This is a genomic window from Leuconostoc miyukkimchii, from assembly GCF_019656055.1.
In the GTDB taxonomy this organism is placed as follows: domain Bacteria; phylum Bacillota; class Bacilli; order Lactobacillales; family Lactobacillaceae; genus Leuconostoc; species Leuconostoc miyukkimchii.
Genome location: NZ_BPKY01000005.1, coordinates 107,777 through 130,230, shown reverse-complemented (window position 1 = coordinate 130,230; position 22,454 = coordinate 107,777). Strand labels below are relative to the sequence as shown.

General features: G+C 36.6%; 17 protein-coding genes, 1 pseudogene, 1 riboswitch and 1 other annotated feature. Of the genes and pseudogenes, 3 read left to right on the top strand and 15 right to left on the bottom strand.

Features of this window, described 5'->3' with window-relative positions; translation table 11 throughout:
* Nucleotides 1-350: 350 nt before the first annotated feature.
* The 4 genes from K5Q13_RS05935 to K5Q13_RS05920 all read right to left on the bottom strand — a co-directional run bounded on the left by K5Q13_RS05935 (nucleotide 351) and on the right by K5Q13_RS05920 (nucleotide 4,927).
* Nucleotides 351-1,505, bottom strand: coding sequence for a 5-methyltetrahydropteroyltriglutamate--homocysteine S-methyltransferase (locus K5Q13_RS05935; protein ID WP_220740790.1), 1,155 nt, complete (start codon nucleotides 1,503-1,505; stop codon nucleotides 351-353).
* Nucleotides 1,506-1,764: 259 nt separating this feature from the next.
* Nucleotides 1,765-2,063, bottom strand: a binding site (T-box leader).
* Nucleotides 2,064-2,108: 45 nt separating this feature from the next.
* Nucleotides 2,109-2,336 (bottom strand): DUF1146 domain-containing protein, encoded by a 228-nt coding sequence (locus tag K5Q13_RS05930; protein ID WP_220740789.1) that lies wholly within the window; start codon nucleotides 2,334-2,336, stop codon nucleotides 2,109-2,111.
* Nucleotides 2,337-2,565: 229 nt separating this feature from the next.
* Nucleotides 2,566-4,005: an amino acid permease gene (locus tag K5Q13_RS05925; protein ID WP_220740788.1), complete on the bottom strand. Its 1,440-nt coding sequence runs from the start codon at nucleotides 4,003-4,005 to the stop codon at nucleotides 2,566-2,568.
* A 79-nt stretch (nucleotides 4,006-4,084) separates the two neighbouring features.
* A riboswitch (Lysine riboswitch) is annotated at nucleotides 4,085-4,253 on the bottom strand.
* Between the two features lie 17 nt (nucleotides 4,254-4,270).
* Nucleotides 4,271-4,927 (bottom strand): phospholipid phosphatase, encoded by a 657-nt coding sequence (locus K5Q13_RS05920; protein WP_220740787.1) that lies wholly within the window; start codon nucleotides 4,925-4,927, stop codon nucleotides 4,271-4,273.
* Between the two features lie 225 nt (nucleotides 4,928-5,152).
* Here K5Q13_RS05920 and K5Q13_RS05915 point away from each other — a divergent pair, with 225 nt between their 5' ends.
* Complete coding sequence (locus K5Q13_RS05915) at nucleotides 5,153-6,358, top strand: LCP family protein (RefSeq protein ID WP_220740786.1); 1,206 nt, start codon at nucleotides 5,153-5,155, stop codon at nucleotides 6,356-6,358.
* Between the two features lie 209 nt (nucleotides 6,359-6,567).
* Here the strand turns inward: K5Q13_RS05915 and trpS are convergent, their stop codons facing one another.
* Nucleotides 6,568-7,584, bottom strand: coding sequence for a tryptophan--tRNA ligase (gene trpS, locus K5Q13_RS05910; protein WP_220740785.1), 1,017 nt, complete (start codon nucleotides 7,582-7,584; stop codon nucleotides 6,568-6,570).
* 158 nt (nucleotides 7,585-7,742) lie between these two features.
* On the opposite strand from trpS, the gene K5Q13_RS05905 reads away from it, so the two are divergent.
* Nucleotides 7,743-8,738: a ketopantoate reductase family protein gene (locus K5Q13_RS05905; protein WP_220740784.1), complete on the top strand. Its 996-nt coding sequence runs from the start codon at nucleotides 7,743-7,745 to the stop codon at nucleotides 8,736-8,738.
* Between the two features lie 49 nt (nucleotides 8,739-8,787).
* Here the strand turns inward: K5Q13_RS05905 and K5Q13_RS05900 are convergent, their stop codons facing one another.
* The 8 genes and pseudogenes from K5Q13_RS05900 to K5Q13_RS05865 all read right to left on the bottom strand — a co-directional run bounded on the left by K5Q13_RS05900 (nucleotide 8,788) and on the right by K5Q13_RS05865 (nucleotide 19,474).
* Complete coding sequence (locus K5Q13_RS05900; RefSeq protein WP_220740783.1) at nucleotides 8,788-9,720, bottom strand: DUF1810 family protein; 933 nt, start codon at nucleotides 9,718-9,720, stop codon at nucleotides 8,788-8,790.
* 114 nt (nucleotides 9,721-9,834) lie between these two features.
* Nucleotides 9,835-10,826: pseudogene (locus K5Q13_RS05895) on the bottom strand (nucleoid-associated protein).
* Between the two features lie 121 nt (nucleotides 10,827-10,947).
* A complete protein-coding gene (pgmB, locus tag K5Q13_RS05890; RefSeq protein ID WP_220740782.1) occupies nucleotides 10,948-11,637 on the bottom strand; it encodes a beta-phosphoglucomutase in 690 nt (229 codons plus the stop codon).
* The gene (locus K5Q13_RS05885; RefSeq protein ID WP_220740781.1) at nucleotides 11,630-14,002 is read right to left on the bottom strand and encodes a glycosyl hydrolase family 65 domain-containing protein; all 2,373 of its coding nucleotides are present in this window, start codon (nucleotides 14,000-14,002) and stop codon (nucleotides 11,630-11,632) included. Before K5Q13_RS05885 ends, pgmB begins: the two co-directional genes overlap by 8 nt.
* Before the next feature lie 26 nt (nucleotides 14,003-14,028).
* Nucleotides 14,029-16,089, bottom strand: a complete 2,061-nt coding sequence (locus K5Q13_RS05880; protein WP_220740780.1) for a PTS sugar transporter subunit IIABC — start codon at nucleotides 16,087-16,089, stop codon at nucleotides 14,029-14,031.
* 36 nt (nucleotides 16,090-16,125) lie between these two features.
* On the bottom strand, nucleotides 16,126-16,827 hold the full coding sequence (gene treR, locus K5Q13_RS05875) for a trehalose operon repressor (RefSeq protein WP_220740779.1): 702 nt from the start codon (nucleotides 16,825-16,827) through the stop codon (nucleotides 16,126-16,128).
* Between the two features lie 246 nt (nucleotides 16,828-17,073).
* A complete protein-coding gene (locus K5Q13_RS05870; protein WP_220740778.1) occupies nucleotides 17,074-19,191 on the bottom strand; it encodes an AAA family ATPase in 2,118 nt (705 codons plus the stop codon).
* Between the two features lie 55 nt (nucleotides 19,192-19,246).
* Nucleotides 19,247-19,474, bottom strand: coding sequence for a transcriptional regulator (locus K5Q13_RS05865; RefSeq protein WP_220740777.1), 228 nt, complete (start codon nucleotides 19,472-19,474; stop codon nucleotides 19,247-19,249).
* 269 nt (nucleotides 19,475-19,743) lie between these two features.
* Here K5Q13_RS05865 and rlmD point away from each other — a divergent pair, with 269 nt between their 5' ends.
* Nucleotides 19,744-21,228: a 23S rRNA (uracil(1939)-C(5))-methyltransferase RlmD gene (gene rlmD, locus K5Q13_RS05860; protein ID WP_220740776.1), complete on the top strand. Its 1,485-nt coding sequence runs from the start codon at nucleotides 19,744-19,746 to the stop codon at nucleotides 21,226-21,228.
* A gap of 29 nt (nucleotides 21,229-21,257) precedes the next feature.
* On the opposite strand, the gene K5Q13_RS05855 is transcribed toward rlmD, so the two are convergent.
* Nucleotides 21,258-22,100 carry a DUF1129 domain-containing protein gene (locus tag K5Q13_RS05855; RefSeq protein WP_220740775.1) on the bottom strand — a complete coding sequence of 281 codons (843 nt, stop codon included), beginning with the start codon at nucleotides 22,098-22,100 and terminating at the stop codon, nucleotides 21,258-21,260.
* A complete protein-coding gene (locus tag K5Q13_RS05850; protein ID WP_220740774.1) occupies nucleotides 22,097-22,435 on the bottom strand; it encodes a PadR family transcriptional regulator in 339 nt (112 codons plus the stop codon). The genes K5Q13_RS05855 and K5Q13_RS05850 overlap by 4 nt, the downstream gene beginning before the upstream one ends.
* Nucleotides 22,436-22,454: the final 19 nt, after the last annotated feature.

Sequence of the window (22,454 nt, the reverse complement as noted above, 5' to 3'; positions counted from 1 at the left end):
TCCAAATTTTTTAACGCACACTAATATGTCCACTTGTCTAGATAATCTATTCAATTATATCATAATTAGTTACTGTTTTTAGCTCTTTTACAAATACACTAATTATCCGTGGTCGCTATTTTTTGTCTTATTATACCGGTTGAATAATAAGACTAAATGTTGTGTTAAATTTTTGAAGAGACCACAATAAAATAACTCCTCAGTTAAGAAATTCAACTTAGGGGTTATCATATTTTTAGATTTTTTATTGGTTGCCAAACTGCCATTCACTTTGTTGCTAAACCATCTAACAACATGGGGAAAATTAATCAACCACCGTTTAATTAACTGAATGGCTTTTCACCACAAGCTTATTTCCAAACTTCTTGCGCTATTTCCTTAATTAAGTTCAACTTAGCCCATTGACTGTCACTTGATACATCATTGCCTTCAACAGTTGATGCAAAACCACATTGTGGTGACAAAGTTAAGTTTTCTAAGGGTACATGTGTCGCAGCGTCAGCCAAGCGCGCTTTAATGGTATTTTTATTTTCCAAGTCACTATTTTTGGTTGTGATTAACCCAAGTACCAACTTTTTATTTTTATCACCATTCCAAATATCACCCAGTTTTTCAAAATCACCTGATCGCTCATCGTCAAACTCTAAAAACAAACCATCAACATGCAAACGACCTAAAAATGAGGCAATCGAATCATATCCACCGGTAAACAACCATGTTGAACGGAAATTACCACGACAAATATGCGTCGTAAAGGTATAATCTTCCGGCAAAGCATCAGAAATTTTATTGTTGACATAAATAATCTCTTCAGCATATTGTTCGAATTTAGCGCGCTCTTCAGGATCTTTTGAAGTTGCCAAATGTTGTGCAATGTTTGCCCAAGGCACATCATCTATTTGTAAATAACGATTACCTAATTCATAAAAATGAAGTGCAGTATCAATATATGCTTGCGCAAGATCATCTAAGAATTCTTGGCGATTAGTATAATGATCTGAGTAGCCGTTTAAATATTCATCTGTACGACCCGAATCAAAAATCAAAAATGAAGGTGCAGGAATCGTTTGTTTTGCTTGTATGGATGAATCACCGTATGACTTCACCAAGTCTTGTAAATATAAGTATGACTTGAAGAAAGGATGATTTGGATTAAAGCTAATTTTGCCGCCAATTTTAAAATCCTCAGCAGTTGTTTCAACACCTTCAAACCCATAACCTTTTGATAAATAAAAATCAACGCCTTCTAAATCAACTAAGAAATCCGCATGAAACCACTTACGTGAAAACTCACCATCAGTGATGGCTTTATAACCCAATGCAACTTGTTTTTCTACAATATCTTTAATAGCTTGTTGTTGTAATTCAAAATCAGCATCTGTCAATTGTTGGTCCAAAGGTGTATTTAAACGTGCTTCACGCAATGCATCTGGTCTTAAAAATGAACCAACATGATCATAAATGTAGGGTGCGTTAGTGTGCTTTGTTGGTGTTTCAGTTGTCATAATATTTTCTCCTAAATATTCTTTGATGTTTGCATTGCTCGTCATTTTGTTGTTCATCACATGACGGTATCAATAGCACCACTACCGTTTAAGAAAACAGCTGTGATCATTTTATTCGTATGAAGATATGTCATAACTTGATACTGTACTTTCATAATTTCTCCTTTCATAACCACGATCATATATAATGTAACTATTTTTGATTTGAACATATTTCACGGCGACAAAAAAATCCCGTAGTATCTATAAATAATAGATACTACGGGACGTTAAATAACGTGTTACCACCCGATGTTCATGTAGGATTCTCACACCCACATCTCAAGACGTACGTCACAACACTACCTTCGAGAACATCTGTAGTAGCTGTTGGATTATACGTTGTTTGTTAACGGAAACATCCGACTTCAACTTACACGTAGTACATATGAGTACTCGTTTGCTCGTATCAATTATAACTCCAAGACCATTTTCCAATCTGCCGCCTTACTCGCTTTCACCTCACGCGAGCTCTCTGAAAAAGGCATGATAAAGTACTCATCTTTTCAACATTATGTTGTTACTAACTATAGACGATACAAATAATATTGTCAATACTTAACATCATTTTGACAAATTGTTTACCATATTTGGCATTTCTATAACCCAATTAGTCATTGCAATAAAGAAACTAGCCAATATATAGCCACCAACAATGGCTATGACAATCTTCAAAAACATGGCTTGAGTTGGTGTGTACGGCATGAATTTAGCAAAATTAATTGGCCTAATTAACCAGAACACAAAATAAACAGCTAACATATTCATACTAATCATAATAATTGGATTCATGTTTTTTCCTCTTTATTGGTCATAAATTATTGCTGACGCCCTACTCATTAGAAGATGTTTCACAACTTACTGATTTCACTGAAAAATTGTAACTTTCGCACTTCATTAATAACTAAATATAGCATATCAGATTCTACTTAATAATAACCATTTAAATCCTTGATACATTACGCCAAATTTTTAGAACGATAATAAAAAAAGCATATTTGCTAAATTAGCTCATATACTTTTAACGTTGTTGTGTCAGATCGACATCTTCTAATTTAATTTTCTTTGTTTTATGACGTAGCTTATATCCAACAAAGAGAATCACAAATAGCGGTACAGATAGATAAGTTACACCAATTTTTTCCCAGTCAAGGTTTGTAAAGCTCTTAGGGTCTTGACCAATAATCACACCCATTGAAATAATTAATGCAAGAATGGGTCCAAATGGGAACCACTTTGCCTTATATTTTAAATCACTGAGTTGCTTTCCTTGGGCAATGTAAGCCCTTCGGAAACGGTAGTGTGAGATAGCAATACCAACCCAAGCTATGAATCCTGTCAATCCAGAAGCATTAACCAGCCAAGTATAGGCAACAGCACCACCTTTTGTGTTAGCAATAAAAGCTAATAAACCAATAGCTGTTGTTAAAATTAATGCAGAAACAGGGACACCACGCTTGGAAACCTTGGCAAATATTTTAGGTGCCTCGCCCTTGCGTGCCATGGCATATAGCATACGTGTTGACGCATATGAACCAGAATTAGCTGAAGACACAATAGAAGTCAAAATAACCGCATTCATGAGACTTGCCGCAAAGGCAATACCGGCATTTTTAAAGACAATTGTAAAGGGTGATACAGCAACATTTTCTGTTGATGAACTTAATAAACGTGGATCTTGATAATATACTAAGGCCGAAATCACAAAGATAGCCAAAATATAGAATAACAAGATACGCCAGAAAACTTGATTAATAGCTTTTGGCACTGATTTATCAGGATCTTGCGCTTCACCTGCTGTAATACCAATTAATTCAGTCCCTTGAAAAGAAAAGCCAGCAACAACAAAGACTGATAAAATAGCTTGTGGTCCACCAACAAAACCATGATTACCAACAGATAGGTTTTTAACGACATCGACATCTGAATGAATAACGCCAAAAATTGTTGCCAATCCGACAACTAAGAACGCAATGATCGTGATAACCTTAATCATTGACAACCAGAATTCTGCTTCACCAAACGCGCCAACTGAAAACAAGTTGATTAAAAAAATAAACAATAACGCAACTGCTGAAAAAATCCAACCTGGTGTGTCCGGGAACCAAAACTCGGCAACAAGTCCAACAGCAACAATATCAACAGCCAGTGTAATCGCCCAATTGAACCAATAATTCCAGCCCATGGCAAATCCTAATGCAGGATCAACATATTTACCAGCATAATCTGAAAATGATCCTGAAGTAGGTGAATATGTTGCCATTTCACCTAGACTTGTCATTAAAAAGTAGACCATTACGCCAATGGCTAAATAAGCTACAATTGCACCAAACGGTCCAGCCTGCGCTACAGTTGCACCCGAAGCGACAAACAATCCTGTACCAATTGAGCCACCAAGAGCTATCATTGATACATGGCGCGTTTTAAGATTACGTTTCATTCCACCATTTTGTTCACTCATAAAAATTCTCCCTAATTGAGGCAAATAAAAAGCCTCTTTCTACATATAGAAAGAGGTTCAAAAAGTCATTATATCATCAACTTTCCAAAGCACACCACGTCGCCGTGACAGTCTAACAACTATTAATTATTAGCCCAATACTACTCTGCCAAGAATAATATTTCGGCAACCGCCCCTTTAACGTAACTTCAAGGCCCATGGCGGGCTCATTTACGTGACTTATGTTGGTTGCAACCTCTTTGATAACTTGAATATCATATCATTTTTAAATTAAAGTGTCAATTTCTAATACATGTCGCCAATGTTTAGCATGCTTTCTATACTGTTGTTCGCTGAACTGCCACCAGAAATAACCAAAAAATAGTGACCCTAACCCACTAGACAGTGGCATATCATTTCGTTGTATTTCAGCAAGTAAAATTAATAACCACAAAACAACAAATAGTGCAGTGATTACCCAACATGCCCGCTGATTTTTAACAAAACGTGGCACAATAACAACCGCAATTATTGCCAGAGACTGCACCCACCATGCCAATAACAAATTTGGTATAGTTGGCCCAAATTCAATACCATTCACCCAATGAATTTGTAAAATGAGTGATAGTACTAACGACAGTATCATAGTTAAAATTTGATTAACAATGAACCAACCCATCGCAATTTTATAATCCATTAGATAAAGTAAACTCGTAATCAAAACCATGATTAAAAGAACAACCCAATAATGTGCAAATAAATTGCCAAAACCAATCCATCCTTGTAAATTTTGCGGTAATAAATTGTGAACAACCAAAGACATACCATTATCAATTACATGCATAAATAACATATCAAACCGTACTTGAATTGCCAATGCTAAAAATAGCACACCAAATATGAGTATAAAGAATTTTCTTAATTTGTCTGGCTGGATTAACATTTTATTAACTCTCTTGTTTATTTATCACGATAATTGTAACATTATATCAATGTCTCTTTTTATAATTCATTAATTTTTGCAATAATTTAATATTGTCTTTATCTCTATCTATTATTATTAATTTAGTTAGCATTTTTGCCTGTATTTTCCGTATAATCAGTATATTGCCACCTATTCCAAACAAATTAGAGCACTTCAAAATTAAAATTCAGGAGATCTTCCCTAATGGATCCTAAACCAAACTCACGTGCTAAACGCTATCAGGCTCCTAGCCACAAGCTACGTAATATCATTTTTTCTCTCAGCGCACTCATACTCATCATTGCTGGTTTGTTTGTTTGGCGAACAATTGATAGTACCAAAGGTGTGGTTGATAAATCGTTTGCCGGTGCTGGTTTGACGAAATCACGTAATGTTTCTAACGTCATTAAAAATGGCCGTCCGATATCTGTCCTTTTATATGGTACAGATACAGGTGAATTGGGACGTACTTACAGAGGACGTACTGATTCTATGATGCTTCTGCTTATCAACCCAAAAACTAAACAAACAACAATGATTTCCTTACCACGTGACACAATGGTATCAATTGTTGGTTATGAAAACACATTTCCACAAAAACTTAACGCAGCATATGCCTACGGTTCAACTGCAACATCAATTAAAACAGTTGAAGCATTCTTAAATATACCAATTGACTTTTATGCCTTAGTGAACATGCGTGGTTTGGCAAATATGGTTGATCAAGTTGGCGGTATATCAGTAGAATCTCCAATTGATTTCACTTACAGCCAGGAAACAGCGCACGATTATGGTCCAAATCTTTATCGTTTTCACAAAAATAGCGATAAGTTCGAACATTCTGACGATAACGGTCAAACCTGGTCTGCATCAAAAACCAGTATGAATGGTGACGCAGCACTTGCTTTTTCTCGCATGCGCTATGATGATCCTGACGGTGATTACGGTCGACAGAAACGACAACGTATAGTACTAGAAGGATTGATTAAAAAATCGGCAAACTTATCAACATTACTAAACGACAAGTTTATGTCTACTATCTCAAAAAATGTTCGCACGGATCTAACATTTGGAGATATGACCACAATGGCCAGCAAATATATCAAAGCAAAAAACAATCTTGTAACTGAACATGTACAAGGTGTGGGAACGAGCTATCCAGATGCAGACGGCAACAATGTATCCTACGAAGTTGTTCCACAAAAAGAGAAACAACGCATTACAAATATTGCGCGTAAAGCTTTGAGCTTGAAATCTGAAGAGACTGGTTTACCTTATGGTGGTACTGTACCAGCTGAACTGTCAACAATTGCCAATTCACTACGTCCAATTGGTGACAACAATACTGATACATCATCAGACACTAACACTAGCCCAACAGAAGATACCGGCATAACGCCTGGTCAATAACAACCATGTCGTGACAATAAAATAGTCATTTAATTAAAAACATTACGATATAGAGCTTTTGCTCTTTTTTTGTACAAAAAATTCTAAGATTATTGATTAGCTAGGACCTAAAATTTAGTTGCTATTTTGATATAAAAAAACTAATATTGAATTTTTAATCCAGTATTAGCATGCTATGTCTATTAAATTAAATACTACTATTGATTTTGTTAACCAAAATAATCTATTCCCATTGCATGGCGAACATCTTTCATCGTAGCTTCGGCAACAATATTGGCACGAATGGATCCTTCTTTTAACATGTTTAAAACTGCAGGAATATCTTGCGCATATTTTTCACGACGTTCACGAATCGGTGCCATTTCTGCATCCATCACATCAATTAAATGCTTTTTTAATTTCATATCACCTAATCCACCGGCTGTATAGTGATCTTTCAAGTCTTGCACACGCTTTTTATCAGGATCAAAAATATCTAAGTAGGTGAAAACAACGTTCCCTTCAACATGTCCGGGATCAGTAATATTAATGTGTAATGGGTCAGTATACATTGATTTAACTTTTTTGGCCATCGTATCGGTATCGTCGGAAATATAAATGCCATTGCCAAGCGATTTAGACATTTTGGCGTTGCCATCAATACCTGGTAAACGCCCTTGTCCCTTAGGTGGAAACACACCAACGGGTTCAACTAAAACATCTGATTGGTAGGCATTATTAAATGACCGCACCAATTCACGTGCTTGTTCTAGCATTGGCTCTTGATCGTCTCCAACTGGTACTTTAGTCGCACGGAAAATGGCAATATCGGCTGCTTGCGAAACCGGATAAGTTAAGAATCCAGCTGGTATTCCCTCATTGAATCCCTTTTGTGAAATTTCTGACTTCACAGTTGGATTGCGTTGAAGACGGGCAACGGAAACTAAATTCATAAAATATTCTGTTAATTCAAACAAACCCTTGATTTGTGATTGAACAAATATCGTTGTTTTTGCAGGGTCAATACCAACAGCTAAATAATCTAATGCGACTTCAGTTAACGACTGACGAATTTTTTCTGGATTACGGGCATTATCTGTAAATGCTTGCGTATCAGCTATCATGACAAAAGGTGAGTATTCACCAGAATCTTGCATCCGTACACGATTTTTTAATGACCCAATATAATGACCAATATGCAACTTACCTGTTGGTCGATCACCTGTTAAATAAATTTCTTTAGACATGTTAAACTTCCTTTATTTGCAACCTTGAAATTACATTATGGTATTTATTATACGGTAAATTTAGGCAAGTGCACAGTTAAATAAATTAGATTACCGTTGACTTAAAATGTGATTTAGATTAGAATAATAACATCAATAATACAAAGGAGAATACACATATGAGATATGCAATAGTTGGCGCAGGGGCGATGGGGTTGCGGTATGGTATTCTACTCCAAGAAAATGCTGGTGTACCGGTTGATTTTATCGAACCAACTCAAGCTAGTCTCGACAAAATTGTTGCGCAAGGTAATACCGTTTGGAAGTCACGTGATCACAAGGACCGTCACCAAATAAAAATCAATATTTCCTCACCCGAAGCATATGATGGTGAACCCGATGTTTGGGTTTTTTTCATGAAACAAATGCAATTACAAGATACGCTTGACCGTTTAGCACCTAAATTCAAAAATGGGCAAACAGCATTGGGTGCTATGAATGGTATGGGTCACATTGAAAAATTACAAAATTATTTTGACGATGAACATATTATCGGTGGAACAGCCATGATTGCTACAGTTTTAAATGACTTTGGTGACGTTGATTTCATGGGTGCTGAAAATGCAGGATCGTCCGTTTATGCAAATCTGACTGAAAAACCTTCCGCTACAATGGATGCAGTACAAAAAGATTTTAAAGCTGCTCATTTAAACCCTTCTTATACCGAAAATTTCATGGGTACCTTATTAACCAAAGTTTTTTTTAATGCAGTAGAAAATTCAATTGCTACAATGTTTCAATCTCGAATGGGTCAATTAATGGCATATGATGGCTTTCTAGAAGGCATTGCACGTCCATTAATTAACGAGGCTTATGACGCAGCTGAAGCTGCAGGGATTGAATTGATTGAAACAAGAGATGATATGGTTGCACAAGTCGATTATGTCTCTAATGTAGCTAATCCACTGCATTTCCCTTCGATGTACCAGGATTTTGTGAAAGGACGACCAACAGAAGTTGACTACATCAACGGTTGGATTGCCAACCTAGCAGATAAAAATGGTACACAAGCACCAAATCACCATTTAGTAACAAATTTTGTGCATCTTGCTGAGTCAATGCGTAAATTTACACCGCCTGTTAATAAATTAGCACCTGATTATACTGGCGCTTAATTAGACATATAAAAAACAACTTGCGTTTGTATAAAACGCAAGTTGTTTTTTATTGTAACAATGACAATGTTTTATCATGTCTCTGCCCATCAAAGTATTTATCTAATGCCTGTTGAAACAAATCAGAATCTGTCATTTGATCAAATAAAGTTAAACTGGCTTGGAATTTCTCAGCATCAACTTCACCAAACAAAGCGATTGGATCATGTCCTGCTGCAGTCAAAGTTATCGACACAATCGTTTCTAAACGCGTTTTTAAGATTGTGTCTGATAAATATTCACGCGCCTCTTCTTTATTTGCAATGCCATAGTAAATTGCGCGCTCACTATGTCCTAAACCACGTAGTTGCGGTAACACAAACCACATCCAGTGCGTCTTCTTTTGACCGTTTTTTAGCTCATTGCAGGCATCTTCGTAACTATTTGTGCCAACTATTTGGCCATTTTGAGCATCTATAAATCTTTGAATATCACGATTAAGCGTCAACACTTGCGTATCACCTGTTTTTTTATATTGCTGATAAACACGATAGACTGCTTGACCAGAAAAGGTGAGATGCATATGATCAATTGTTTTGGGTGATACCCATTTTTTGGCATCAATTTCCGTATCATCCAATAAGCCATCTTCAGTTTCCCACCGATTTAGGAGGAATACGTTAGTATAAAGTTTAGCAGTATCCCCATTAGGATAGTGCGCAACAAAATTTTGACCAGATATTGTGCCAATTAATTTTAAATCATTCGAATGTGCCCGTACACCAGCCTCTTCAAATGCTTCACGTGACGCGTTTTCTTGCCATGACATTTCGGGTTCAATATAACCACCAGGAAAGGCCCAGCCTTGAAAATCACGATTATAAATCATCAGTAGTTCATTTTGATCGTTTTCAATGACAACGTCAGTTGTTGGCATGACTAATTCAAAATCATGGCCGACCAGCTCACGAATTTTAGCAACATATGAATCTTTATAAGGCATATTTTTATTATAACCAACACCGTTGATGGCTGTTGGTTACGTTCCTCCATGACATTATTATAACAATAACTCGTACACTTAATCTCAAATGATAGTGTTTCAAATTTTAAAAAGTTATACCGTAAATTTATTTAAAATGGTTTCAATATCTTTAATAATCAAAGACGTTGTGCCATTGGCATTATTAACAAATTCAACTTTCGTGCGATCCTGATAAACAGCCATTGGAATAGAAATTTCAATACCTGAATCTAACTTGAACTTTTGAACACGATATTTTTTTCATACTTTTGCGTATTATCTACTGGTATGGATTTGGCAAAAACTTTTTCTGCTATTTTTTCTTTGTAAAGCGCTTTGGCAGCCACATTATCTGAAAATACTTTTTCAGCAATCATATCAGTATCAATACTACCTGCTTCTAAACCCTCATAGATAACCTCTTGAGTCTTAGCAAGGGCTTCATGTTCAGGTGCACTATCATATTTTTCAGCAACATTTTTAACTGCCCGCTTAATAACTTGCAGATTTTCTTTTATTGATGTGTCTGGCGTCATATTTAAAAATTTTTCAGAAAAATATGCTACACGTTGGCCATCAATCAAATGCTTTTTTTCAAGTAAATGATAACGTTTTGTTTCTGTGTTTACTAAAATAGCCTCATCAACCATTTGCGTGGCAGCTGGTAATATCGCTTGATTTAACACAAGATTATTAACCATTTGATCATCAATGTACTCAACTGCATGAGCGTAGCGTGGTACGAAATTTAATTTGATTAGTCCAAATATTGCACCATCTTCAGTAGATGCTTGAAAACTCAGCATGTCTCCAGGCTGAATTGTTTGGCTTTCTGAGATAATATCAAATAATTTTGTTGCTAGTGCCGTTGTCATTTCTGAAAAATTTTGGATTGATAACATATTCTGCAAATAGTCTTCAGATTTTAATGTGCCAACTTTAACATCCCCACCATATATCTTACTGACCAATTTTTCGATATAATCGTGAATACCAATATTGTCTACTGACATTTCATTTTGAGAAGCAATTAAATTACCAGTATTTGTATCAAGAATGTGCAAAATCGCATGTTGAATAATCATAAATCTACCTTCTGAACTTAATAGTACTATTATATCATGATACCTTTTTATCCTTCTCAAGTTATTAATTCATACTAATGGATTAATAAAAGCTATGCATTGTAATGCATAGCTTTTTAATTTATACTTTATTCTCACTTATCATTAATTCATGTTCTATTTTTTCCAGCGTGATTTCTACCGTACTTTCTACCCATAACTGTGGATCAGCTGATTTAGCCGACTCTCCAATACCAAGTGCAGTTTGTCCAGCGGCTTTAATTGCCTGAACACCTGCACTGGCATCTTCTAAACCAATAATTTGGTGTGGTTCAAGTTGTAATAGCTGCCCCGCCTTGATAAATATTTCTGGATCTGGCTTTCCGTGAGATAAGGTTGCCGGATCTACAATCCCAACAAAATTATCTGTAATTCCCAATTTTTCAAGTATTTTAGGCGCATTTTTTGATGCACTGGCAATGCTCGCCACATAACCCCTATCTTTAATTTCAGCTAAGAATGCCGTGATGCCTGGTAAAATATCTGCTGGTGTTATTTTTTGAATCAATTCAACATAATGCGTATTCTTTTGTACAGTGAATGCCTGTTTTTCTTCCTCACTGTATTTATCTTGCTCACCGCTTGCTGCCAAAATCATATTTAACGAATCCATGCGGCCAATTCCCTTGAGCTGATTACCAAGTTCGTCAGACCAATTAACATGTAATTCACTTGCTAACTGACGCCATGCCTGTTCGTGAAATTTAGCCGTATCAGTTATGACACCATCTAAATCAAATGTGAAACCCTTAATATCAGAAAAATCAACCATTATATGCAATCCGCCTCTCTTGTTCTTTTATGAGTTCAATTTGTTGTCCATAAACATTGATAGTGATGTCCTTATCACTAACTATTTTTAATGCCTCAGGTGTTAACTGAATGTCCAATTTTGTACCATGATATCGTTGTGTAAAAACTAATTTCGACCATTTTTTTGGTAGCCGCGGATTTATTGTAAACACATCATGTAACATATCTACACCAGCATAGGCATTTTGAATAACTGATAACGTTTCTCCCATCACACCCATATGAACACCTTCAGCTGTGGTACCGCCTTGAATATCGTAATAATCTGAACCAATAGCATCAATCAAGAAATCGTATGCTTGATTTTCAAAATTACTATCTCCTTGACGTGCTAATTCGACATAAATGCCAGCAAAAACTGGCCTAGAAGTTGTTGAGCCATGTGTTGTGCGTTTTAAATAGTAAGCCGTATTTTTAGCTAACCAATCATCAGGTAGTTTATAACCTAATTGTTCAATTAATTGTTTTGTATGCGCTGCACCTAAATTATAAATCAGCATCAAAAAATCAGCTTGTTTGATAACTTGATAGTTGTCTGGCGATTTACCCTCTGCTTTTAGCAAACGATCTATACGATGAATATCACCATACTTTTCTTCATATTTTGAAAAATCAAGTTTTGCTAATTTAAAGAAATCCTCATGTTGCGCCACAATACCATCACGATTAATTGTTAATTTCAATTGATGTCGGAGTATTTTGGCTTTTTGTTGTACCACTGTAGTAAATCCAACTTGACGTGCCACTTGGTCAAAGTTAATTGCCGTATTCTTTGACAAGTCGTGAATGTAATTTAACAACCAGACTACCATGATATTTGTGTATGCATTGTTTGTTAATCCGCCAATTTCAGCGCCAGGTACTTTTTCGTGAAATTCATTTGGTCCCATAACACCACTAATAGTATAGCGATCATCGATCTTTTGAGCTTTGTTTATCCAAAAAAGACCAATTTTTAACAACATTTCAAGGCCACTATCATCAAGATTGTCAAATTTACCTGAAATTTTTTGATAAGCCCACATATTATAGGCAATTGCTAATGAAATATGTCTCTGTAATCTTGAATTGTCTGGGATCCAAGTATTATCAACGGTATTGAGGTGAATTAATTGACTTTGTTCATCTCCATACATACCAGATTGCCAAGGATACATCGCACCCACTTCATTTTCAGATACAGCATTTTTTTCAGCTACTGCCAACCGCTTTGTACGATATTTTAAAATGGCTTGAGCGACATCTGGTTCATTGGCCGAGTAATAAGGCAAGACAAACAGTTCATCCCAAAATATATGACCACGATAACCCTCACCAGTTAACCCTCGAGAGCCAATTGACGCATCCAAATGCGGATTAGCATTGCGATTTGCCATCTGATTCAAATGAAAAACATTCATTCGCGTCAGTTTTTGCAGGGCATAATCCCCAGTAATTTGGATATCTTTTGTCTCCCAAAGCGCTTGCCAATATTGACCATTTAATTGCTGGATTTCTTTAAACGTCGTCTGACTCACTTCATTTTGAACAAACGTGACCAGATTTTGGTTTGTTTCAAGACTGCTGGCAACAGCCATGACGCGATCAATTTGCACTGTCTGGCCTGTGCCTACTTTAGCGCTATAACGCTCTAATAATTGAGCACTTGTCGTTAAGATTGTTTTCGATGTGACATTTTGCCCATGTGATTGTGAAGCCAACGCTACACTGACATCAGTTGTTCGTGTCTTAATAAGCATTGACCTATCAGTGACAGAATCTATTGTGAATTCTTTGGAATCAAAATCTCGATATCGGGCAACGTTTTTATTTTCAACGCTACCATCTATTTCAACATCAATTGTTAACTCACTATCAAAATTTGGCGTTATCTTAAATTGCATGGCTAAACGGTGCCAATTGACTGGATCAATAACTTTAATGGTTTCAATATCAACAAAATGTGATGCATGCTCATCTACCAAAACACGATATTGATCAACTAATTCACCTGTTTTAAAATGCAATTGCCGTTTCAATGACATGATTGTCTCATGGTTTATCGCTAATGGTTGGCCATTAACCAAAATTCGAATTAATTGTACATTTGGCAGATTAACTAGATCTTCATTAATAACTGCGCGTCCAGCAACTGGTGTTGATGTTTGATTAAAAATACCTGCAGCGTATAATCCGGGATAAAAATCATCATCATAAGAACTTGTTACCAATGAACCACGCCATCCAAGAAAACCATTGCCTAAGCTCAACAAGCTTTCGCGGCCATAATTTTTGACACCATTAACAACATCATCATAGGTTAGTGACCAATTATTATCTGTCATACTTCCTCCTTCAATTAATAGTCCTATTACTTACCAGCAGCATCCTTAAAGACATTTTTCTTTTCAATTGATTTAACACCATCTACATCCGAATCTTTAAATCCAAAGAAATAAACCATGGCAAATGATACTACGATAGTAGCAGCTGAAGCAATCCAGAATATCAACATATTATTTGCATCACCTACTTGTCCCTTTGGTACGGCAAACGATGGGAAACCAATTAACGATCCAGTGAAACCATACATATTCAAGTTGAATAAACCACCAATCAGTCCACCAACAGCACCACCAATATTAGCCATCCAGAATACTCGACCATATTTCAAATTAATACCATACATGGCAGGTTCAGTAATACCAGCCATTGCAGATAGGAACCCTGCACCAGCAAGTCCTTTAAGTGATGGTATCTTTGTTTTAGCCCAAACAGCTAATGCGCCAGCTCCCTGAGCAATCATTGTAAAGTTAACAATTGCATTCAAAGTTGAATGTCCTGTTTGTGCAATTTCGTTGGCAATTAATGGCACAACCATCCAATGTAGTCCAAATATAACTAACGCTTGATATAACCCACCAATAATCAAACCAGATAATGGATAGTTCAAGTGCAACAACCAATTAACAATTGTAGAAATACCTTGTGATGCTAATGTAATGGCTGGTCCAACAATAATCAAAACAACAGAACCAACAACGAAAAGTGTCAATAATGGTTGGAAAATCGAACGTAATACTAGTGGCAACTGTTTTTTGAGCCACTGCCCCACTGGTCTAGCTAACCATGCCGCAAAGATAATTGGGAAAATTGAATAAGCATAACTCGGAATATTAATTGGTAAACCAAAGAAATTCGAATTTAAACTGACACCAAACAATGTCCCCGCAATTTTACCAGGCTGCACAATTTGATTATTAACAACATGAGCATTTGTTAAATTAATAAATTCCGGCTTGACTAGAAATGCACCAATAGCTGCAACAACAAATGGATCACTTTTAAGTTGTTGTGCAGCGGAGAAACCAACTAAAATAGGCAAGAAGTAGAATGGTGCCATTGCCATTGATTGCAAAATTGTAAACGTACTTGATGCTGGATCAATAAAATAAATCGCTGAAAATGATTCTTTATTTGATACCAAGCTTAAGAAACCATTTAACATACCTCCTGCGGCAAGTAACCCAATAATCGGCATCATTGCGCCAGTAATTGTTCCGATGATGGCCTGAAATGCATGAACAAATGGGTTCTTAGGTTTCTTGTTACCAATCGATTCAGCAATTGCATCATCTGTAGCCGCTTCATCTACCACGCCTTCACCCAGCTGATCTACAACTTCATCATAAACATCAGTCACAGCAGGACCAATAACAACCTGATATTGTCCTAATGAGTCGGCATAATTTACACCTGCAACACCACTTAAACCTTCAATAGCACGATCATCAGCGGCATTGTGATCTTTTAAATAAAAGCGTAATCGTGTAATACAATGAATGACTTTATCTACATTTTTTGCCCCGCCCACACCAGCAATAATATCAGTAGCTAAGGACGCATATTGATTGCCACTTTTTTTAGATGCTGGTTTGTTTGTATTGCTGGTCGTTGACGCTTGCACAATATCTGGTTTAGCAGTCGCTTCAGCAGCTTGCTCACCAGCTGCTACTATTTTATAGCCACTAATTTCTAATTTATCAAGTTTATCAGCTGTATTTGTAATCACAACTATTGTTGTTGTTGATAAATTTGCTGCTTCAATTTGCGCTAAATCCACAGTACCAACGACATCGCCTGCATGAACATGATCACCAATTTTAATGGTCCACGAAAAAGGTTTACCATTTAGGCTGACTGTTTCAATACCAATATGTGTTAATACTTCTAGACCATCAGGATGGTGTAACCCAAAAGCATGCCCTTGAAGAGCCATAACTTCACCATCTATGGGCGCAACAATCTTTCGTCCTGTAGGTTTAAGGCCAAACCCTTCACCCATTACTTTTTTGCTAAAAATTGGATCTTCAACCTCTCCAAGTGGTATAAGTTGACCAGCAAGAGGTGCCAAAATTTTTGTATTTGCCATTTTTCTTCTCCCATATAACTTACTTTAAAAATCGTTTTAATGACGTCTGGAAAATTCAACACTTTTAAAACGATCTGCTCGGTGACGCGATTCAGTAAATGAAATAACTCTGCCGTCATTTAAAAATGTTTCTGAACGAATGACGACAATTGCTGCTGGGCCAGTTAGTGACATCAACCGTCTATCCATTGCATTAGCAGTGTCAATCGTTATTGTCTTTTTGGCATAACTAATAACCAATCCCAACTTTTGTTCAAATAACTCAAATAGGGATAATGATTTGGATAATTCACTGATTTCCGGAACCACGTCTTTTAAAACATAATCACGATCAACAATAACAGGCTCATTATCAACATAGCGAATACGAACAATCTCGGTAGCATTAGGTGGCTTTTCTGTAGCATAATCAAAAGCCAATGGTACGGTGCTATCAGAAATCGAATTCAACTGTGTACGTTCATTAAGTTTCAATCGTGCAGCTAATTCGCGATAGCTCTCAACATGTGAAATTGGAAATGAATAACGATTTTGATTAATAACAAATGTGCCACGACCTTTGATACGCATGACATAACCCTCATCAACCAACATAGCAATCGCCTTTCTCGATGTCTCACGAGCCACATGATAGCGATTCATCAAGGCAAAATCACTCGGTATTTTTGTATTCTCGGGATACTTTTCACCATTAATTTCCTTTAACAAATCGTCATGGATAATTTGATATTTGTTCATCACGACCTCTCCTTTCTGCACGTTTATAAGGTAAATATAACATCATTTGTAAGCGCTTTCAAACAATATGACTGGTTTTTTTGCCAAGATGTATAGACAAGTTCAAACCTTGGCACGGCGCTTCAGACTTTACCATCTAGACAAGATTTTTTTATTTTATTGACCTGTTTATACAAATTTAAATAAAATTGTTAATAAAAAACGATACGCATAGATTATGCGTATCGTTTTTCTTATCCTACTATTTTATTTTTCAATAATAGCTGAAATGACAACTTTGCCATCAACCAAATCTGCACTTAAATGCTTTTCACCTGGATTGTCTAGGTAAAAATCAGTCACCTGATCTCGAATCTGTTGTTCAATGACACGACGTAGTGGTCGTGCACCTAATGCTTCATCATATCCTGCTTCAATTAAATGGTTTTTAACTTCATCTGAAACCTTAAGTGTCAATTCTTTTTTTGCCAATGTTTGATTGACATCAATTAACATTAAATCAATTATTTGCTTCAAATCTGTTTTTGTTAATGATGAAAATTCAATCACACCATTAAATCGGTTCAAAAATTCTGGACGGAAGTACGGTGCCAAACGATCCATTAACACACCATCGCTCTTATCAGAGAATCCTGCGTTCGATGTCGCAATGATGACTGTATTTTTGAAATTAACAACATTTCCCTGACCATCAGTTAAGCGACCATCATCCATAACTTGTAGTAACAAAGTTAAGACTTGTGGATTTGCCTTCTCAATTTCATCTAACAAAACAATTGAATATGGATTACGGCGAACCTTTTCGGTTAATGTATTGCTGTTGTCATCATAACCAACATATCCAGCAGTTGTTCCAATTAATTTTGAAACAGCCGTCAAATCAGAGTATTCTGACATATCTAACCGAATAATATTTTCTTTACTACCAAACATATCCAGTGCTAATTGTTTTGCTAACTCAGTTTTTCCGACACCAGTTGGTCCAACAAATAAGAAACTACCAATTGGTCGATTTCCCTCATCAAATCCTGCACGATTACGTCGAATTGCTCGTGCAACCATGTTCACTGCTTCATCTTGACCGATCACTTTACCAGCCAAGCGTTCACCAATAGACTTCAATCGTTCAATATCTGACGCACCCATTTGTGATACTGGTATACCAGTTAAACGCTCAACAGATTCAGCAACATCATTCGTAGTTGCTACCACTTTAGTTGCCTCATCAGCACCTGCAATCTGCTTTTCTAATGCTGCAATTTCATTCTTATACTGCAAAGCTGCTTCGAAATCTTCTTCTGAGACAGCTTTCTCTTGTTTTACTTTAATATCACTTAGCTGCTTTTCGAGACTAACTTTATCAGTTACTGGATTTTTCGCACTTAAGTGCGCTGCTGTCATATCTAGCAAGTCAATCGCCTTATCAGGTAAACTGCGTTGTGGAATATATTGCACAGCATAATCGACAGCTGCCTTTAAAATACTTTCTGGTAATTCAACATGATGATGCTTTTCATATAACTTAGCAATACCCTTCAGAATTTCCAGCGTATCTTCAGGACTTGGTGCATTAACCGTCACTTCATTAAATCGACGTGCTAAAGCCGCATTCTTCATAATTGTGTTACGATATTCATCTTGGGTTGTTGCACCAATCAATGAAATCTCACCACGACTCAAAGCTGGTTTAATAATATCAGCTAAGCCTTTTCCACCATCTTCACCACCAGTTGATCCGGCACCTAGTATTTGATGAATTTCATCAAAGAACAAGATAATATTACCAGCTGTTTTAACTTCCTTCATCAGATTTTGAATATTTTCTTCAAAGGCGCCACGGAACTGCGTACCAGCTTCCAAACTAGAAATGTCAATACTATATATTTCTTTGTCTTTAATTGCCGCTGGTACATCCCCATGTACAATCGCTTGCGCTAAGCCTTCAACAACTGCTGTTTTACCAACACCAGCATCTCCAACTAATATCGGATTATTCTTAGTACGACGACCTAAAATTTCAGCTGTTTCTTGAATTTCACTATTACGTCCAATGACAGGATCTAATAACCCATCACGTGCTTCCTGTGTTAGATTACGTCCCAATTTAGAGAGCATGCCCTCCTGCTTAACTTGATTTGGTTGTTGTGCTATCTGTTGCCCACTACCAGTTGCTGCTTGTTGCCCCCCTTGTGGTAATTGCCCTGTCTGACGGTATTGTGCAAACTCTTCTGGTGATACTTCGCGTCCATTAATTAAGTAACGCCGATTTTCAGAATTCACACCATTCATGTTACCCATCATGTTATTAAAAATGTCATTGACATCTGGTCCAAATGGATCATTGAAAAAATTGTTATTAGCCATAGTCTAAAATCCCCTTTTTTATCTACGTGCCTGTGCTTACATCTCAAGCACGATATTACTGTTCATCAAAATAAAGTTTCTCGAGTTCTCGGAGTACTTCCCACATTTCTTGATGTTGCGTTTTAGCTAAAGCATCCAGATCTCTCATGTTTAAGCTAGTTGCATCTGATTGTGTTTTATTAAACGATTTATGAATTGTTGTATAGCCATAACCAGACTCCTTCGCTACGCGGTAAATAGTTAGCGAATTATCATCCAGATACGCTTTAATATTAAATCTCATCATCATCTCTCCAGCTTAAAGTTTGTCCACGCACACGATCGTGATTGCGGTTAATAAAGTCCTTGCTTCTAATCATTTTTCCACATCTCCTTTACACTTATAATTATAACACATTTGTAAAATACCACAAGTGTGTTATAAATTAAAACTATCAGCTTTTTTAATATAAACGCGCATAAAAATAATATGCTTTTATTATCAGTGTATTGGCATGTTATGATAGATGAATAACAATTTATCCTAAAGCATGACAATGCAGAAAGTTAATCATGACACAAAACAATAATCGCCCCTATCAAAAAGGGGCTCAAAAAAAACCTTATCATAACAGTAAAGGTGGGACACATAAACCTAATATACGTAGCCAAAGTAATGATAAAAACGGTGTGGACGTTCGTATTGGACAAAATTTCCCACTCACGATTAAACGGTTAGGTATCAATGGCGAAGGTATTGGTTATTTCAAACGTAAAATTGTTTTCGTTCCTGGCGCATTACCTGATGAAGTTGCTGTTGTTAAAGTGACCGATGTTCAACCAAAATACATTGCAGCCAAGGTACTTAAAATTCGTGAAAAATCACCTAATCGTGTGAAACCACTTGATGAGTACGCTGATGAAGTCGGTGGTTTCGAACTAGAACATATGAACTATGATGCACAATTAGCTTTTAAAAAAGATGTGCTCGTACAATCACTTGAAAAATTCCAACCAAGAGGTTGGTCTGATTATGATTTGCGCGACACAATTGGCATGGATAATCCTTATGAATACCGTAACAAAGCACAATTTCCAGTTCGTAAAATTGGTGATCAGCTTAGTGTTGGTATGTACAAACGCAGCAGCCACGACCTCGTTGATTTGCCTGTCGTACACACTCAAAGTCCTGCAACCATGAAAGTCCTACGTACCGTACGTGAATTACTCGATAAATTGTCTGTTTCAATCTATAACGAAGATAAAAACCGTGGTACAGTCAAAACAATCGTTGCCCGTGTCTCTCACACAACAGATGAAGTACAATTAACATTTGTCACCAATACTGATGGTTTTCCTGGTGATAAAGCATTAATTGAAGCGATTAATAGCGCTTTGCCTGAAGTCACTGGCATTTTTCAAAATTTCAATCCAGGTCGCGTTAGCTTGGTTTGGGGTGAGGAAACAATCAAATTATGGGGTAAGGATTATATCGAAGAGACCGTTATGGGTAAGACTTTCCAGTTATCGCCACGCGCCTTTATGCAATTAAACCACACCCAAATGTCAGTAGTTTACGAAGAAGCCCTAACTGCGCTTGATTTGACACATGCTGACAAGCTTGTAGATGCATATGCAGGTGTTGGTACTATTGGTCTGAGTTTAGCTGACAAAGTTGGCGAAGTTCGGGGTATGGAAATTATTCCAGAAGCCGTTGATGATGCCAATATTAATGCAAAAATTAATCACATTACGAATGCCCATTACGAAGTAGGCACTGCAGAAGAACTCTTTCCAAAATGGCAGTCTGAGGGTTGGTTAGCTGATGCATTGGTTGTTGATCCACCACGTACTGGACTAGATACGGCTTTGCGTCGTGAAATTCTCCGCACAAAACCTGAAAAATTTGTTTACATTTCATGTAATGCTTCTACTTTAGCACGTGACTTGGTTGATCTCACCAAAGCGTACAAAGTTGACTACATTCAAAGTATTGACATGTTCCCACAAACAGCCCGTTGGGAAGGTGTTGTCAAGTTAACAAGGCGTAACAACTAAAAAAAGCAAACCAGTGCTGGTTTGCTTTTTTAGTTGTTTTCTTCTTTTTTTATTTTTTTAGAGGCAAAATAACTCATGAGATAGAAAATTACCATGACCAGTATCATCAAACCAGCGTAGATATAACGTCCAAATTTAAGATTAATTAGTCCTGATAAGCTAGGTAGTCTAGCAGCTATCCCCATCATACCTAACATAAATGCTGCAAAAACAAATGGTGTCCACATTTGTTTATCTGAAATTTTTAAATAAAAATATAATCCTATCAACCACGCAACAACAATCACAACAATGCCTAAAATACCATCTAAATTAATTTGCAACGGTGTTTTGATCCATTGACTGATGCTATAAAGTGGCAAAAAAACGCCGATTCCAATTCCTGCAAATATCATGTATCGAAACCACTTGTTTATTCTTCGGACGGACAGCTGATATATCGTTGTTGCCATATACTTAAACAAAATCATAACCACGACAAATAAGTAGACACCAGCAACCATCAAAGAACCAACGTCAATCGACCGCCCAGTAGTTGTTAAAGTGGGAAATAAGCTACTCCCTAGATAAGATACTAAGACAATCATCACTAACTTGACACCTTCCCAGATACTTCGTGGTAATACCGAAAGATAGTCATCTGCAATAGCTTTAGGCGTTTTGCCAAAATAAGCTTTTGCTGATAATCCATCCTTTTGTGCAGCTAACATATCTTGCAATACTTCAAGTAAAAAAGATTCAATTTTCCCTTCATCACGCATCATACCTTCTAATCTGACATAAAGTAATAAATTTTCATAATACACTTTATTCTCGATAGTCAGTAGTTCCCTCAAGCGGTTGTTCTCTGCAATCATTTCATGTGTCTTCATTCTGTTTCCCCCTCATCAATTAACGTATTCACAGCTTTTTCCAAAAAATGCCATTCCTCAATAAACGCACTTTTAACCTGATCGCCTTCTGTCGTCACAAAATAATACTTACGATCCGGTCCATCATCTGACGGCTGCATGTGTCCTCTAATTAAGCCACGTTTTTCCATCGTAGTTAATAGCGGATAAATTGTCCCTTTTGGTACATCTTTTAAACCATACTGATTAATTTGTTTACTAATACCATAACCGTAATCTGGTTTTTTAGATAAAATAGTCAACATCATCCCCTGCAGAATACCTTTCAGCATTTGACTTGAATTATTAGATTTCATGCTTCTCCTCTTCTACTAG